The 14955-nt window shown below is 61.4% G+C and carries 16 protein-coding genes; 7 read left to right on the forward strand and 9 right to left on the reverse strand.

The genetic code is table 11. The annotated features are described in order from the left end of the window. Window positions 1–6: 6 nt before the first annotated feature. Window positions 7–1251 carry a lipoprotein-releasing ABC transporter permease subunit gene (locus JV241A_RS08305; protein ID WP_010226940.1) on the forward strand — a complete coding sequence of 415 codons (1245 nt, stop codon included), beginning with the start codon at window positions 7–9 and terminating at the stop codon, window positions 1249–1251. 89 nt (window positions 1252–1340) lie between these two features. Here the strand turns inward: JV241A_RS08305 and JV241A_RS08310 are convergent, their stop codons facing one another. Together JV241A_RS08310 and JV241A_RS08315 are read right to left on the reverse strand one after the other, a co-directional pair. Next, window positions 1341–2690, reverse strand: a complete 1350-nt coding sequence (locus JV241A_RS08310; protein ID WP_115086099.1) for a heavy metal sensor histidine kinase — start codon at window positions 2688–2690, stop codon at window positions 1341–1343. Further along, window positions 2687–3367, reverse strand: a complete 681-nt coding sequence (locus JV241A_RS08315; protein ID WP_115086100.1) for a heavy metal response regulator transcription factor — start codon at window positions 3365–3367, stop codon at window positions 2687–2689. The genes JV241A_RS08310 and JV241A_RS08315 overlap by 4 nt, the downstream gene beginning before the upstream one ends. Before the next feature lie 156 nt (window positions 3368–3523). Here JV241A_RS08315 and JV241A_RS08320 point away from each other — a divergent pair, with 156 nt between their 5' ends. Next, entirely contained in the window at window positions 3524–4018 is a 495-nt protein-coding gene (locus JV241A_RS08320) for a cupredoxin family protein (protein ID WP_115086101.1), read from the forward strand. A 68-nt stretch (window positions 4019–4086) separates the two neighbouring features. Beyond that, the gene (gene queF / locus JV241A_RS08325; RefSeq protein ID WP_115086102.1) at window positions 4087–4917 is read left to right on the forward strand and encodes an NADPH-dependent 7-cyano-7-deazaguanine reductase QueF; all 831 of its coding nucleotides are present in this window, start codon (window positions 4087–4089) and stop codon (window positions 4915–4917) included. A gap of 45 nt (window positions 4918–4962) precedes the next feature. On the opposite strand, the gene JV241A_RS08330 is transcribed toward queF, so the two are convergent. Both JV241A_RS08330 and JV241A_RS08335 read right to left on the reverse strand, forming a co-directional pair. Further along, entirely contained in the window at window positions 4963–5226 is a 264-nt protein-coding gene (locus JV241A_RS08330) for a DUF4404 family protein (protein WP_115086103.1), read from the reverse strand. Between the two features lie 124 nt (window positions 5227–5350). Beyond that, complete coding sequence (locus tag JV241A_RS08335; RefSeq protein WP_134061917.1) at window positions 5351–5911, reverse strand: phosphonoacetaldehyde phosphonohydrolase-related protein; 561 nt, start codon at window positions 5909–5911, stop codon at window positions 5351–5353. Window positions 5912–6102: 191 nt separating this feature from the next. Between JV241A_RS08335 and JV241A_RS08340 the strand changes: the two genes are divergently transcribed. Continuing rightward, window positions 6103–6804, forward strand: coding sequence for a VacJ family lipoprotein (locus JV241A_RS08340; protein ID WP_115086105.1), 702 nt, complete (start codon window positions 6103–6105; stop codon window positions 6802–6804). Window positions 6805–6857: 53 nt separating this feature from the next. Here the strand turns inward: JV241A_RS08340 and JV241A_RS08345 are convergent, their stop codons facing one another. After that, window positions 6858–7157, reverse strand: coding sequence for a PilZ domain-containing protein (locus JV241A_RS08345; protein WP_115086106.1), 300 nt, complete (start codon window positions 7155–7157; stop codon window positions 6858–6860). Between the two features lie 262 nt (window positions 7158–7419). Between JV241A_RS08345 and rssB the strand changes: the two genes are divergently transcribed. After that, window positions 7420–8604 (forward strand): two-component system response regulator RssB, encoded by a 1185-nt coding sequence (gene rssB, locus JV241A_RS08350; RefSeq protein ID WP_115086107.1) that lies wholly within the window; start codon window positions 7420–7422, stop codon window positions 8602–8604. Then, entirely contained in the window at window positions 8601–9083 is a 483-nt protein-coding gene (gene rssC, locus JV241A_RS08355) for an anti-sigma factor antagonist RssC (RefSeq protein WP_010227140.1), read from the forward strand. Before rssB ends, rssC begins: the two co-directional genes overlap by 4 nt. Window positions 9084–9113: 30 nt before the next feature. Here rssC and JV241A_RS08360 read toward each other — a convergent pair whose 3' ends face one another. The 3 genes from JV241A_RS08360 to dusA all read right to left on the reverse strand — a co-directional run bounded on the left by JV241A_RS08360 (window position 9114) and on the right by dusA (window position 13277). Next, complete coding sequence (locus JV241A_RS08360) at window positions 9114–11018, reverse strand: alkaline phosphatase D family protein (protein WP_134062058.1); 1905 nt, start codon at window positions 11016–11018, stop codon at window positions 9114–9116. 196 nt (window positions 11019–11214) lie between these two features. Further along, window positions 11215–12141 (reverse strand): transaldolase, encoded by a 927-nt coding sequence (gene tal / locus JV241A_RS08365; protein ID WP_134061919.1) that lies wholly within the window; start codon window positions 12139–12141, stop codon window positions 11215–11217. 125 nt (window positions 12142–12266) lie between these two features. Continuing rightward, a complete protein-coding gene (dusA, locus tag JV241A_RS08370) occupies window positions 12267–13277 on the reverse strand; it encodes a tRNA dihydrouridine(20/20a) synthase DusA (RefSeq protein ID WP_134061921.1) in 1011 nt (336 codons plus the stop codon). A gap of 341 nt (window positions 13278–13618) precedes the next feature. On the opposite strand from dusA, the gene JV241A_RS08375 reads away from it, so the two are divergent. Next, window positions 13619–14080, forward strand: a complete 462-nt coding sequence (locus JV241A_RS08375) for a hypothetical protein (RefSeq protein WP_115086136.1) — start codon at window positions 13619–13621, stop codon at window positions 14078–14080. Between the two features lie 43 nt (window positions 14081–14123). Here JV241A_RS08375 and JV241A_RS08380 read toward each other — a convergent pair whose 3' ends face one another. After that, on the reverse strand, window positions 14124–14570 hold the full coding sequence (locus JV241A_RS08380) for an acetyltransferase (RefSeq protein ID WP_134061923.1): 447 nt from the start codon (window positions 14568–14570) through the stop codon (window positions 14124–14126). Window positions 14571–14955 lie beyond the last annotated feature (385 nt).

Consider the following 14955-nt stretch of genomic DNA (forward strand, 5'->3'; position numbering starts at 1 on the left):
TCGTTCATGTTCAGACCCTTGTCTATTTTCATCGGCGCGCGCTACACCCGCGCCAAGCGCCGCAACCATTTCATTTCGTTCATCTCCATGACCTCGATGATCGGCCTGTCCCTGGGCGTGTTGGCGATGATCGTGGTGCTGTCGGTGATGAACGGCTTTCAGCGCGAAATGAGTTCGCGCATCCTCGGCATGGTGCCGCACGCCAGCGTGCTCGGTGCCCAGCCGCTGGACGACTGGCGGCCGGTGGCGGCCGAAGCCTTGAAGAATCCTGAAGTGATCGCCGCCGCACCGCTGACCGAGATGGAAGGCATGCTTTCCTACAAAGGCTCGATGCAGCCAATCCAGGTCAGCGGCATCGACCCGGCCGAGGAGGGCAAGGTCTCGATCGTCGCCCAGCATATCGTTCAGGGCCGCCTCGAAGACCTCAAGCCGGGCGAGTTCGGCGTGGTCATCGGCGAAATCACCGCGCGGCGTTTTCGCCTCAACGTCGGCGACAAGCTGACCCTGATCGTGCCGGAAGTCAGCAGCGCGCCGGGTGGCATCACCCCGCGCATGCAGCGCCTGAACGTGGTCGGGGTATTCAAGGTGGGCGCCGAGCTGGATGGCTCGCTGGGCCTGATGCACATGGCCGACGCCGCGCAGATGCAGCGCTGGGCGCCGAACCAGGTGCAGGGCGTGCGCCTGAAGGTCAAGGACCTGTATGCGGCGCCGCAGGTGTCCAAGGCGATTACCGCGAGCCTCGGCGAGCAGTACCGCGCCGATGACTGGACCCACACCCAGGGCAGCCTGTTCAGTGCGATGAAGATGGAAAAGACCATGATCGGCCTGTTGCTGCTGCTGATCATCGCCGTGGCGGCGTTCAACATCATTGCCACGCTGATCATGGTGGTCAACGACAAAGGCGCCGACATCGCCATCCTGCGCACCATCGGCGCCACGCCGGCGCAGATCATGGGCACCTTCATGGTGCAGGGCAGCCTGATCGGTATCGTCGGTACCTTGATTGGCGGCGTGCTCGGGGTGATCGCGGCGCTGAACGTCAGCCAGATCGTCGGCTGGCTGGAGCGGGTCAGCGGCCAGCATATCTTCACCTCGGACGTGTACTTCATCAGCACCTTGCCGTCGGAGCTGCAGTGGGGCGACGTGGCGCTGATCTGCAGTGCCGGCTTGATCATGAGCTTCCTGGCGACGCTGTACCCGGCGTGGCGGGCATCGCAGGTGGAACCGGCGTACGCCTTGCGTTACGAGTGATGGCCGTTACGGCCGCGCTGCGGCCGATCGCCGGCAAGGCCAGCTCCCACAAGAGCCATTGTGGGAGCCGGCCTTGCCGGCGATAAGGGTTACACCGTCGGCAAGTCGATCACGAACCGCGTCCAGCCCCCAGCCGACTCCCCACGAATACTCCCCCCGTGCGCCTGCACGATCGAGCGGGTAATCGCCAGTCCCAATCCCGCATGTTCACTGCTGCCTTCGCGCCGCGCCGGATCCGCCCGGTAGAAGCGGTCAAACAACTTCGGCAGCAGCGCCGGGTCAATCGGCTCGCCACGGTTGGCCACCTGCAGCCGCACCAGGCCTTCCCGTTGTTCAATCGTCACGCGAATCTCGCCACCGGCCGGTGTGAAGCGCAAGGCATTGTCCAGCAGGTTGGACAGGGCCCGGCGCAGCATATGCCGATCGCCTGCCAAGGGTGCTTGCCCCTCACGGCTCAACTTCACTTCGGCATCTTCGGCCAAGGGGGCGTAGTACTCGAGCAAGGCATCGGCCTCGTCCTCAAGCGCCAGCTGTTGGCGGCTGGGCATCAACAAACCGTGGTCGGCCTTGGCCAGGTAAAGCATGTCGTTGACCAGTTGCGCCATCCATTGCAGTTCTTCGAGGTTGCTGTGCAGCGCCTCGCGGTATTCATCCAGGCTGCGCGGCCGGGTCAGGGTCACCTGGGTGTGGGTCAGCAGGTTGGACAGTGGCGTGCGCAGCTCATGGGCAATGTCGGCGGAGAACGCCGAGAGGCGCTGAAAGGCATCGTCCAGGCGTTCGAGCATGGCATTGACGGTCTGCGCCAGCTCCGCCAGCTCTACTGGCATCTGCCCCTCCGGCAGGCGCGTGGTCAGCGAACGCGCCGAAACCCCGGAGGCCACTTCACCCATCTGGCGCAATGGCCGTAGCCCGCTGCGCGCTGCCCAGGCACCGAGCAGTGCGGTGGCCAGGGCCGAGAGGCCGACGGTGAGCCAGATCAACTGCTGCATGCGCTGGAGAAAATGCTGGTGGTGGGTGATGTCGAGAAACAGCGTCAGCTGTGCGTCGCCGTCGTTGAGGTTGACGCACAGGCTGCGGTAGTCGACGCCACTCGCGTGCAAGGTGCTGAGCCCGACCACCTGCGGCGAGTCGGGCAGGCCGGCCTGGCTGTCGAACCAGATGCGCCCGTCACGGCCACCAATGCGCACGGCAAGGTCGGCCTGGTGGCTGAGTTCGGTCTGCAGAGCGGGCAGGCGCGGGGCGAGGCTGGCTGGGCTATCTACGCCTTCGAGCATCTGGCGCAACAGCGACAGGCGGCTGTTGAGCAATTGCTGGTCGAGTTCGATGAAGTGAGTGGCACTGGCGCGGCTGAAGAGGATGCCGGCGGTCAGCGACACCACTGCAGTGCAGGCGGCAAACAGCAACGCCAGGCGGCTCCCGAGGGACAAGCGACGCATCAGGCGCCGCGCTCTTCAAGCACATAACCCATGCCGCGCACGGTATGGATCAGCTTGTTGTCATGGGCGTCGTCGATCTTCAGGCGCAGGCGGCGGATCGCCACTTCGATGACGTTGGTGTCGCTGTCAAAGTTCATGTCCCACACTTGCGAGGCGATCAGCGACTTGGGCAGCACCTCGCCCTGGCGGCGCAACAGCAGTTCGAGCAGGGCGAACTCCTTGGCGGTCAGGTCGATGCGCTGGCCTGCGCGTTCGACCCGGCGGCGGATCAGGTCCAGGCGCAGGTCGGCCAGGCCCAGGGTGGTTTCCTGTGCCGGGCTGCTGCCACGGCGCAGCAGGCTGCGCACCCGCGCCAGCAGCTCGGAAAAGGCGAAAGGCTTGACCAGGTAATCGTCGGCGCCCAGTTCCAGGCCGTGCACGCGGTCTTCCACGGCGTCGCGGGCAGTGAGGAACAGCACCGGGATTTCCAGGCCGGCGGCGCGCACGGCCTGGAGGATCTGCCAGCCATCGCGGCCGGGCAGCATGACATCGAGGATCAGTAAATCGTAGTCGCCGGTCAGGGCCAGGTGCTGGCCGGTATTGCCGTCGCTGGCAAGCTCGGTGGCGAAGCCCGCTTCACTGAGGCCCTGGCACAGGTACTGGCCGGTCTTGGTTTGGTCTTCGACGATCAACAGTTTCATCGGCTGGCTCTTTAGCGTGAATTGCCGGAGGGTTATACCGCGCCGGGTGTGCCGGGTGGCCAAGCTGACAAAGTTGTAATCTTTTTGTCAGGTGACTGCCAGCGGCGGTTTTCTACAGTGAAGGCTGAATCGTCGCAACCCTGGAGTGGGCTTGAAATGAAACACCTTTTTATTGTTGGCGCTCTGGCGCTGTTCAGCCTTCCGGTCCTGGCATCACCCGCGCATTCCTACGCCTTCGGGCAGCCTGCGCCAGCGAGCAAGGCGACTCGCACCGTCGAGGTGGTGATGGGCGACATGTACTACGCGCCGCGCAGCCTTGAGGTCAAGGCCGGGGAGACCGTGCGTTTCGTGCTGGTCAACAAGGGGGCGGTCGTCCATGAATTCAGCCTGGGCGATGCTGTAATGCATGCCAGGCACCAGAAAGAAATGCTCGCCATGCAAGGCCAGATGGACCATTCCGCCATGGGGCACGGCGGTATGGACCATGGCGCAAGCATGCAGCATGACGATCCGAACACGGTGATGGTCGAGCCCGGCAAAAGCGCTGAGCTGACCTGGACCTTCAGCCAGTCGACGCCGATCGAGTTCGCCTGCAACGTGCCCGGCCACTACCAGGCGGGCATGGTCGGCAAGCTGACCATCGGCCAATAACAGCCGATTGCCCAATGCATGGTCTAAAACCGATAAACTAGGCGCATTTGCTCCTACAGGTTTTAGCCATGCATCCTGCCGCCGAACATTCTCCGCTGGGTAAATCCAGCGAATACGTCGCTACTTACACACCCTCGCTGCTGTTCCCGATCCCGCGGGCGGCAAAATGGGCCGAGCTGGGCGTCAGCGCCGAGACCCTGCCATGGCTGGGTGTCGACTTCTGGAACTGCTTCGAGCTGTCCTGGCTGCTGCCGTCGGGCAAGCCGGTGGTGGCCATTGGCGAGTTCGCCATCCCGGCCGATTCGCCGAACATCATCGAGTCGAAGTCCTTCAAGCTGTACCTCAATTCGCTGAACCAGACCGTGTTCGAGTCGCCAGCGGCGTTGCAGGCGTGCCTGGTCAAGGACCTGTCCGCTGCTGCCGGCAAGCCGGTGGGCGTGCAGATCCGCAGCCTGGCCGAGGTCGAAGGGCAGGGCGTGGTCGGCTTGCCAGGTGTGTGCATCGATGAGCTGGATGTCAGCATCAGCAATTACGAGCAGCCACAACCGGAGCTGCTGCGTTGCGACAGCAGCAACATTGTGGAAGAAACCCTGCACAGCCATTTGCTCAAGTCCAACTGCCCGGTCACTGGCCAGCCGGACTGGGGCAGTGTCACTGTGCATTACCGCGGCGCGGCGCTGGATCATGCCAGCCTGCTGACCTACCTGATCAGCTTCCGCCAGCATGCCGACTTCCATGAGCAGTGCGTCGAGCGTATCTACCTCGACCTCAAGCGCCTGCTCAACCCCGAACACCTGACGGTCTATGCCCGTTACGTGCGCCGCGGCGGTCTGGACATCAACCCGTACCGCAGCACCGGGCAGGTGACCCTGGCGAACCTGCGACTGGTTCGCCAGTAACGAAAAAGCCCCGTTCGATGACGGGGCTTTTTTATTCAGGTGGGCTTAGATGCCCATGCTTTGCAGACTCTGAACGATATTGCGCAAGGTGGCAGTCAGGCCCGGGTGCTCGACTTCAAAGCGCTCCACTGCGAGGTTGACGCCATCGACCAGGTTGTTGTCCGGGGTCGCGGCCTCAAGTTTCATCTCGGCCTCGATCTTTTGCATCAGTTCTTGCAGATGATCACGCTCTTCCAGCGAGAGCGGTGGATTTTGCTCCAGTTGCTCGCGCAGGGCGTCAAGTTGCTCTTGCAGTTCGCGGGCAGGCATGGGTGTTCTCCCTCTATGAATAGGCACAGTCATGGACCCCGGCAGTGGGTGAAAGGTCCATGCCCTGTCTACTAGAGTAATCCACCGGCCAGCGCTTTGCATGACCCTGATCAATGGCGCTGTTTCAGGGTTTTTCGCCTTTGCGCCGGCGCTGGCCGATATCCGCCAGGCAATCGGCCAGGGCTTCAAGGTGGTCGACCACTGAATGCACGCCCAGGGCAAACAACTGCAAGGTGGCCTGGCCGCGCTGGCGTTCCTGCTCCTTGGGGCTCAGGGCCTGCCACTGGCTGCTGGGCCCGCAGGACGCCAGGCCGATGGTCCACAATCCGGCATTGAGGCCTGATTGCAACAGGCGCGGTTCGTCACTGACCAGCACGCAACCGTCGAGTTTGCTCGCCTTCAGCTGCATGAGCGCCCGCCAGCAGGCATCTGGAGCAGGCCAGGGTGTTTGGCAATCGACGTAGCCACTGAGCCAGGCGGGCAAGGGGCTTGCCAGATGGTTGCCATCCGCTGCCGGCAGCTCATCGAGCCAGGCGCAAGGAACCTTTTGCTGGTACAGCCAGTCAAGGGTGGGTAGCGCGCCGGGAGTCGGGCAGGGGGTTCGAGCATCAGGACCCGGATTCACTTCGACAAGGCAGCCGCGCAAGCCGAACAGCAGGGCAGTGATGGCGGGGGAGTCTGACATGGCAACGTCCCTGAAATAACCTGCAGGCTACGCTGGGGTTGTGACCTTTTGGTGACGCTGCCGATACACAGTTGTTCACATTTTTGCGACGCTGTTTATGCCAAGCTGTTTAACGGCAGCGGAGGCTTTATACTGGCTTCATTTTTCGGCGTAGGACGCGCAGCGTCTGCCCCAGTTCGAGGAGTAACTCTATGCTTAGGATCGGCCTGATCGATCGGATGACCCGGGCCTGTGTCTGTGCCGGCCTGCTTTTGGCGCCTGTAGTCGCGGCCCAGGCGGCGACTGAGGAAGATCCATGGGAAAGCATCAACCGGCCGATCTTCCGCTTCAACGACACGGTCGACACCTATGCCCTCAAGCCGCTGGCGCAGGGTTACCAGGCGGTCACCCCGCAGTTCCTCGAAGACGGCATCCACAACATGTTCCGTAACCTGGGCGATGTCACCAACCTGGCCAACAACGTGCTGCAGCTCAAGCCGCACGCGGCCGGCGTCGACACTGCGCGGCTGATCGTCAACACCACCTTCGGCATCGGCGGCTTCTTCGATGTCGGCACCAAGATGGGCCTGCAGCGCAACGACGAAGACTTCGGCCAGACCCTCGGCTACTGGGGCGTGGGCAGTGGTCCGTACGTGATGCTGCCATTGCTCGGCCCAAGCACCGTGCGTGATGCCATCGCCAAGTACCCGGACACCTACACCGAACCCTACCGCTACATCGACCACGTGCCGACCCGCAACACCGCCGCCGCCGTCGATGTGGTCGACACCCGCGCCAGCCTGCTGTCGGCAGAAAAGCTGATCAATGGCGACAAATACATCTTCATTCGCAACGCTTATCTGCAGAATCGCGAATTCAAGGTCAAGGATGGCGAAGTCGTCGACGACTTCTGATCCGGGCGGGCAAGCAAAAGGCGACCTTCAGGTCGCCTTTTTTGTGTCTGCATTTATTTCATGCTGAGGATGCGCAAGCCGAGCTTCTGTCCGCCGTCTGCATGGTCGGCGATCCACACCACTTCGGTGCTTGCTTCCAGGCCTTTCAGCGCCGTGTGCTCGGAATCGATACGCACCTCGAGGTTATCGCCGACCTTGAACTGGCGCGGCGACTGGACCTGCATGCCGCTGCTGGAGAGGTCCAGGCAGACCGCAGTGATGACTTGGCCTGCGTGGATCAGGCTGACATCTGCATCCACCCGCATGCGAATGAAATCGCGCTTCTCGCTGTAGTCCATGTGCACTGAACTCATGTCTGCATCCTTTCATTGCGTTGCGGTTGGAGAGGTTTTTATAACTCCCGGTGCTTTCGGCTGTAAAGAGCATCGGCGACCATCGGTGTGCCCTTGAAACGCCCGGCGGATGGGAGTACCGTCTGCGCCTTACAAGGCACCTCTGCTATTTGCCGGACAGGTTTTCATGTCCTACAACTCATAGAAGAGTAGCTCGAAGTGAATCCAGTACGTGGGCCGATGCTCACCTACGCCCAACTTATTCCTGGCGCCGTTTGCCCACATGCAGAAAACCAGTGCAACGCTGCTGATAATCGATGACGACGACGTCGTACGTGCGAGTCTTGCCGCCTACCTGGAAGACAGCGGTTTCAGCGTCCTGCAGGCAGCCAATGGCCAGCAGGGCCTCCAGGTCTTCGAACAGGAACACCCTGATCTTGTGATCTGCGATCTGCGCATGCCGCAAATGGGCGGCCTGGAGCTGATTCGCCAGGTGACCGAGCGCGCGCCGGAATTACCGGTAATCGTGGTTTCGGGTGCCGGGGTGATGAACGACGCCGTCGAAGCCCTGCGCCTGGGTGCGGCCGACTACCTGATCAAGCCGCTGGAAGACCTCGCGGTACTCGAGCATTCGGTTCGCCGGGCCCTGGACCGCGCGCGACTGGTGCTGGAAAACCAGCGCTACCGGGAAAAGCTCGAAACCGCCAACCGCGAGCTCGAGGCCAGCCTGCACCTGCTGCAGGAGGACCAGACTGCCGGGCGTCAGGTGCAGATGAACATGCTGCCGGAAAGCCCCTGGGTGGCCGACGACCTGTCGTTCGAGCACCAGATCATTCCGTCGTTGTACCTGTCGGGCGACTTTGCCGACTATTTCCGTGTCGATGAAAGGCGAATCGCCTTTTATCTGGCAGACGTTTCCGGGCATGGCGCTTCTTCGGCCTTCGTCACCGTGCTGCTGAAGTTCATGACCACGCGCCTGCTGTTTGAATTCAAGCGCGGCGGCAAGTTGCGCGATTTCAAGCCTTCCGAAGTACTCGGGCACATCAACCGCGGCTTGATCAACTGCAAGCTGGGCAAGCATGTGACCATGGTCGGCGGTGTTATCGATGAAGATACGGGTATCATGACCTACAGCATCGGCGGTCACCTGCCGTTGCCAGTGCTTTATACCCCGGGCCAGAGCCGTTATCTGGAGGGCCGTGGGTTGCCGGTCGGGTTGTTCGAGGAGGCTGTCTACCAGGACCATATCCTGGAGTTGCCGCCGCAGTTCAGCCTGACCCTGCTATCTGATGGCATTCTGGACCTTTTGCCGGGTGAAACACTCAAAGATAAAGAGGCGGCCCTGCCTGAAATCATCAAGGCCGCAGGCGGTAGTCTGGATGGGCTGCGCCAACGATTCGGATTAGCTACGCTTGGGGAGATGCCGGATGATATCGCCCTATTGGTGTTGAGCAGGAACCTTCAATGAGTACGGGTAGAATCCAGTTCGCCGAGCAGAATGGCACCTTCGTGCTGAAGTTTGTTGGTGAAGTGCGCCTGACCTTGTGTTCGGCGCTGGATGCGACGATTGAAAAGATCTTCACGGCGCTGAATTTCTCGGCGATCGTCATCGATCTGACAGAAACCAACAGCATCGACAGCACCACCCTGGGCTTGCTGGCCAAGCTCTCGATCCTGTCGCGGCAAAAGGTCGGGCTGTTGCCAACGGTGGTCACCACCCACGCCGACATCACCCGCTTGCTGCAGTCGATGGGCTTCGACCAGGTGTTCAACATCGTTGACCGGCCAATCCCGTGCCCGGAGTGCCTGACCGACCTGCCGTCCCAGGACCAGAACGAAGACGTGGTGCGTTCCAAGGTACTGGAAGCGCACAAGATCCTCATGGGCCTGAACGACTCCAACCGCGAAGCCTTCCACGACCTGGTCAACGCCCTCGAGCGCACCTGATCACCGACCAGGGCGCCGTTCTGGTGCCGGTCAAACCTCTTTGCAGTCAGCTTGCCGTGGTGGAAATTCCGTTGCCTCGCTGCCATCGGCGTTGAGCTGGAAAATCCGCGCCGGTTGCCCCTGTTCATTGAAAAACACCTGGCCCAGGCCCGCGCTGTTCCACAGCCGCTCGCCGGCCTTGCTGTGGGCGGGTGTACGCGGTATCACTTGCATCTGCCGGCGCTTGGTAAACCAGTTGAGTGGTGAACGTGGCGAGTACAGCCAGCGGTTGAGGCGGTCGAAGGTATCCAGCAGGCGCTTGGGGAACTGGTTCTTGATGCCGCTGCTGGTGATCTGCCACAGGTGCGGGGCGCGTTGGCGGTGGCGAATCAGCACCTCATAGACGAACGAGTAGTGCACGTCACCGGAGAGAATCACGTAGTGCCCCGGTGTGCGCGAGTGGCGGAAGATATTCAGAATCACCTGCGCCGCACCGCGATGGGCCATCCAGTTCTCGGCATCCACCAATAGCGGATAGCCCAGCCAGCTGAACACCCGTTGCACGCTCTCGATCAACTTGACGCCGAAGATCGGTGCCGGCGAGACGATGATCGCCGAAGGATGGTCGAGCAGCGCCTGTTGCAGCTCGCTGAGGGCTTCCCAGTCGAGCAGGCCTGAGGGTTTGTTGAAGTTGCTTTCACTGCGCCAGCGCCGGGTGCGTGTATCGAGCACCAGCAGCGCCGGGCTGCTGGGCAGGACGAACTGCCAGCCCTGAAAGCGCAGCACCTCGTTGATCAGCGCATCCTGCAGCGGCGTGTCGAGGTAGTCGTCGGCGTCGGCACTGTGGCTGAAGGCCTGGCAGTGCTCCAGCAGCCTGGTAAAGGCATCCGGGTTGTTGCCCCAGCCCTGGCACAGCAGGTAGCCGAGCAGGGCGTTGCCGATGATGCGCTTGGAGAAAGGGTGGCCGTAGGCGGTTTCTTCCCATTGCGCCGACAGGTTCCAGTCATCGGTGATGTCGTGGTCGTCGAAGATCATCAGGCTCGGCAAGTGTGCCAACACCCGGGCAACCCCGCCAAGGCCGCTGGTAAAGCCGTTGATCAGCTGTTGTTCCTGGCGATAGCGCGCCTGGCGCTCGGCGCTGAGGCCGGGCGGCATCTGCGGCTCGATCAGGCCCCAGGGCACCGGTGACCAGACCAGCAGGTACATGGCCATGACTTCGGCGAAGGTCACCAGGTGGTTGTCGGCGTTGCTGCTGGTGAAGATCGGCTTGCGCGTGCCGCCGAAAAATCGCTCGCGCAGGGTTTCGTTGCTCTCCAGTGCGGGCAACAGGTCGGCGCGGTGGTAATAGCTGGCCGGATGCTGGTAAAGCGCAGCGCTGTTGTCCACCACCGCCCCTTGCAGGTGCTCGCCAAACAGCCCCAGGCGCTCGATCAGCGCATGAATGGCCCGCAGCATGGGGCCGGCGACATCGTCGGCATACACCTGGTCGCCGCTCATCATCAGCAGGGCAGGGCGCTGCAATGGCGCGGGGTTTTCCAGCAACAGGCGGTCGGCGCACAGCAGGCCGTCTGCTGCCGGGTGATGGGGTTTACGGCATGAGCCGTGGAGCAATTGCTCCAGCTGCGAACGCAACACGAAGTTCGGCCGTTGCGCACCCGGATATAGCAGGTGCGGGGCGTACCAGGCGATGCCTTGGGTGTTGAGGATCAGGTCGTAGTCGATCTGCTCATCGCGCGGCAGCGGGCTGTCGAGGGTGATGTCGAGCAGATGGACAAAAGCGTGGCGACCGATCGGCATAACCGTGCAGTTGATGTCGGCAGTAATGTCTGCGCAGCTCAGTTGCAGCTCGGCTTGCAGCGGCTCGGAGGCTACCAGCCAGAACACCATCCGCGTGGGTTCGAGGCGGCGCAGCAACGGGCCGGCCAGTACCAAGGGCAAAGAAGATGCATCGGTTATCGACAACGGAGAAGGCACCACAAGATTGGGAGGTCAGGTTGATCTGGGGCTGCTGTGCAGCCCATCGCTGGCAAGCCAGCTCCCACAGGTACTGCATTCATCGGACCTTGTGGGAGCTGGCTTGCCAGCGATTGCAGGCGACGCGAACTGATTGATGCTCCGCGCAATCTACCTCACTGGCAAACCCAGATTTGTATCAGGCCTTTGCCGCCAACAACGCCTCAAGCTTCTCCTGATCCCGGGCAAACTGGCGAATCCCCTCGGCCAGCTTCTCGGTGGCCATGGCATCTTCGTTCGACGCCCAGCGGAACTGGCTTTCGCTAAGCACCTGGCGCGCCTCGCCGTTTTTGCCTGGCTTCAAGATGCGCGGCAACTCGCCCTGATCATCGCTCAACTGCTGCAGCAACTCGGGGCTGATGGTCAGCCGGTCACAGCCGGCCAGGTGTTCGATCTGGCCGATATTGCGGAAGCTCGCGCCCATGACCACGGTCTTGTAGTCATGGGTCTTGTAGTAGTCGTAAATGCGCGTTACCGACTGCACGCCCGGGTCTTCGGCGCCGACGTAGTCCTTGCCGGTGGACTTCTTGTACCAGTCGTAGATGCGCCCCACGAACGGCGAAATCAAAAACACCCCGGCGTCGGCGCAGGCCTGGGCCTGGGCGAAGGAGAACAGCAGGGTCAGGTTGGTCTGGATGCCTTCTTTTTCCAGCACCTCGGCGGCGCGGATGCCTTCCCAGGTCGAGGCCAGCTTGATCAGCACCCGGTCACGGCCGATACCGGCCTGGTCGTACAGCGCGATCAACTGCCGGGCCTTGGCCAGCAGCGCCGGTTGGTCGAAGGACAGGCGGGCGTCGACCTCGGTGGAGATACGCCCCGGAATCACCTTGAGAATGCCGGCGCCAACGGCTACGGCAAAGGCGTCACAGGCAACGCCGACATCGCCCTTGCTGTGCTCGACCGATTGCTTGAGCAGCTCGGCATAACCGGGCATGGCCGCAGCCTTGAGCAGCAGGGAAGGGTTGGTGGTGGCATCGACCGGTTTCAGGCGGCTGATGGCGTCGATATCACCGGTGTCGGCAACCACAGTGGTGAACTGCTTGAGTTGTTCCAGCTTGGAAGTCATGGGCGTGCTCTGTCCTGTGCAATGGATCGACATTACCCGAGCGCTGCCAGCCGCTCAAGGGCTGGCTGGCAGGCGGGGCGAAGGGGATAAGCCTTCGAGTGCCGAACCGGCCACAGGTTCCGGAACTAACGCCCCTGCAGCAGCTCGCCGGCCTGGTCGAGCAGGGCCAGCGGGTCCTTGCTCTTGTGGATATCCACCGACAGCAACTGGCGGAACTTGCGCGCCCCCGGGAAGCCCTGGCCAAGGCCGAGAATATGGCGGGTGATGTGGTGCATGGCGCCGCCGGATGCCAGGTGCGCGGCAATATAAGGGCGCAATTTGGCCAGCGCCTCACTGCGGCTGATCACCGGCGCCGTGCTACCGAACAGCTGCTGGTCGACCTCGGCCAGCAAGTACGGGTTGTGATATGCCTCGCGGCCGAGCATCACCCCGTCGAAAATCTTCAAGTGCTCCTGGCATTCGGCCAGGGTCTTGATCCCGCCGTTGAGCACCAGTTCCAGGTCCGGAAAATCCGCCTTCAACTGCGCGGCGACGTCATAACGCAGCGGTGGAATCTCGCGGTTCTCCTTCGGCGACAGGCCCTCGAGAATCGCGATCCGCGCATGCACGGTAAAACTGCGGCAACCGGCGTCGCGCACCTGGCCGACGAAATCGCACAGCTCGGCGTAGCTGTCGCGGCCATTGATACCGATGCGGTGCTTGACCGTTACCGGGATCTGCACCGCATCCTGCATCGCCTTCACGCAATCGCCGACCAGCGCCGGATGGCCCATCAGGCAGGCGCCGATCATATTGTTCTGCACCCGATCGCTTGGGCAGCCGACATTGAGGTTGACCTCGTCATAGCCTGCGGCCTCGGCCAGCTTGGCGCACGCGGCCAGGTCAGCCGGCACGCTGCCGCCCAACTGCAAAGCCAACGGATGCTCGGCCTCGTCATGGCGCAGGAACCGCTCGGCATCGCCGTGCAGCAAGGCACCGGTGGTGACCATTTCGGTGTAGAGCAGGGCGTTGCTGGAGAGCAGGCGCAGGAAGAACCGGCAATGGCGGTCGGTCCAATCCATCATAGGTGCAACGCTGAAGCGGCGAGACGGCTCAGGGCGTGGGTTTACTGGGGTTGAGGCGGATTCTAGGGGCATGTTCTACGACGCGTTTGCAGCGATTCAGGGGTGTTTTGCTCTGCGCGGTTTGTTACAGCTTGCCGGCGAGAAGCAAAAACAGGGGGGCATTAGTCTACCAAGAGTGCCGAGCGTTCGCTCGTAAGCAGGCTGCGACGAGAGGCAGAACTTCTTCGCCGGTAGCGCTGCACTGTTTTTCTGCACCCGCAGCCCGCGCCAGATTTTCGAATGGCGGCAGATGAACGGGCTTCACCAACAGCGAGCCGATAGCTTTTCGTACAGCCCCTAAACAGGACTCATGTAACCCGACAATACGCCGATACCGTGCAGCGCAAGGTCCATAAAAGGCAGGAGCCTGAACATTGTTCGAACACATCTGGCGCAGCATCCATTCCCCGGGCTACTTCCCCAGCGTACTGGAATGGATGATCGATATTCTCCTCAATCCGTTCATGGTGGTTATGTGTCTGATGGCCGGGGCGCTGGCCGGTAAAGGATGGCGAGCCATCCCCTACGGTAGCCTCACGTGTTATGTGGTATTCCTGAGCCGCTCGCCATTCTATCGGTGGGAAAGCATTTTCCCCGTAGCCGGGCTGCCCGCGCTATTGATTGATGGCGCACTATTGGCCCTGCTCGGCTTCTATTTGAAAGGCGTACTCAGAACCCGCTCAGCAGTAAGACCCGAAGGTCATTGGTTGCGCTGGCTATATCAAAGCCTGAAGGTTGTCATGCTGACAATCGTGGTGATGTTCTGGGTACTCGTTGTGCTGTTCATAGTGATCTTCACCGTCTCGGTCGCTACTCAACCGTCACTGGCGCACTGACCCAACGCCTGCTTGCAGTTTTCGTACAGAACCCAGGACCGTTTCAGGCCGTTGCAGCCGGCAAGCTCATGTGCAGCAACGGGAACGGTCGGCCTTCGCCATCCAGAGCGGAGCGGCCGGTTTGAACAAAACCGTAATGCAGATAAAACCCCACCGCCTGGGGATTTTGCTCGTTTACGTCAACGCTCATCGTATCGCGCGATCCGCGGGCGTAATCCAGTAGCGCTCGGCCAATGCCTTGTCCACGCAGGTCTGGATCAATGAAGAGCATTTCTACGTGCGTTTGATTGAGCCCAACAAAACCCAGTGGGCAGTCTTCAGTATCTACTGCAACCCATAACTCAACAGCGGGTAGGTAGACGTCGCGCAGTTGCGGGAGCAACGCGTCTATGTCGGACGCTTGCAGGAAGTGGTGAGTAGCGCGCACGGAGCGCAGCCAGAGGTCGAGCAGTTGCGGGTAGTCGGCAGCGTTAGCCTGACGAATGATCATGGAATCATCCTTGTGCACTTGATATCGGAGTAGAGGTACGCCAGGGGAGGGCGACCGTATAAGTGTCGGCAGCTGAATGACTGCTTCGCGAGTTAACGCCTGGGCGGTGCACGGCAGCGGTAGCCGAAAAGGAGGGGGTGAGAAAATTACTGGGGGCTTTTTGCTGTGTCAAGGGCAGCGTCAAGGCGCCCAACATTCGTTGAGCCAAGTAGCGATATTGAATTCTGCTGATATTCCAGGTTGTTATAGTTGTGTTCGTTATTTTTATTTCAACTTTAATCGCCCGCTTTATAGGCTGGTTGGAATAACAAAGCCGTCGCTGCCTTGCTGATGTCTGAAAGTATGTTATGCTCGGAAAATAACCCCCGCCGCACACCTTCTCCTT

Source organism: Pseudomonas sp. JV241A (assembly GCF_900275665.1).
In the GTDB taxonomy this organism is placed as follows: domain Bacteria; phylum Pseudomonadota; class Gammaproteobacteria; order Pseudomonadales; family Pseudomonadaceae; genus Aquipseudomonas; species Aquipseudomonas wadenswilerensis.

Excerpts from the sequence above, each read along its gene's own strand:
- JV241A_RS08305 (WP_010226940.1), top strand. The coding sequence starts at position 7 with ATGTTCAGACCCTTGTCTATTTTCATCGGCGCGCGCTACACCCGCGCC.
- JV241A_RS08315 (WP_115086100.1), bottom strand. The coding sequence starts at position 3,367 with ATGAAACTGTTGATCGTCGAAGACCAAACCAAGACCGGCCAGTACCTG.
- JV241A_RS08320 (WP_115086101.1), top strand. The coding sequence starts at position 3,524 with ATGAAACACCTTTTTATTGTTGGCGCTCTGGCGCTGTTCAGCCTTCCG.
- queF (WP_115086102.1), top strand. The coding sequence starts at position 4,087 with ATGCATCCTGCCGCCGAACATTCTCCGCTGGGTAAATCCAGCGAATAC.
- JV241A_RS08330 (WP_115086103.1), bottom strand. The coding sequence starts at position 5,226 with ATGCCTGCCCGCGAACTGCAAGAGCAACTTGACGCCCTGCGCGAGCAA.
- JV241A_RS08335 (WP_134061917.1), bottom strand. The coding sequence starts at position 5,911 with ATGTCAGACTCCCCCGCCATCACTGCCCTGCTGTTCGGCTTGCGCGGC.
- JV241A_RS08340 (WP_115086105.1), top strand. The coding sequence starts at position 6,103 with ATGCTTAGGATCGGCCTGATCGATCGGATGACCCGGGCCTGTGTCTGT.
- JV241A_RS08345 (WP_115086106.1), bottom strand. The coding sequence starts at position 7,157 with ATGAGTTCAGTGCACATGGACTACAGCGAGAAGCGCGATTTCATTCGC.
- rssB (WP_115086107.1), top strand. The coding sequence starts at position 7,420 with ATGCAGAAAACCAGTGCAACGCTGCTGATAATCGATGACGACGACGTC.
- rssC (WP_010227140.1), top strand. The coding sequence starts at position 8,601 with ATGAGTACGGGTAGAATCCAGTTCGCCGAGCAGAATGGCACCTTCGTG.
- tal (WP_134061919.1), bottom strand. The coding sequence starts at position 12,141 with ATGACTTCCAAGCTGGAACAACTCAAGCAGTTCACCACTGTGGTTGCC.
- dusA (WP_134061921.1), bottom strand. The coding sequence starts at position 13,277 with ATGCCCCTAGAATCCGCCTCAACCCCAGTAAACCCACGCCCTGAGCCG.
- JV241A_RS08380 (WP_134061923.1), bottom strand. The coding sequence starts at position 14,570 with ATGATCATTCGTCAGGCTAACGCTGCCGACTACCCGCAACTGCTCGAC.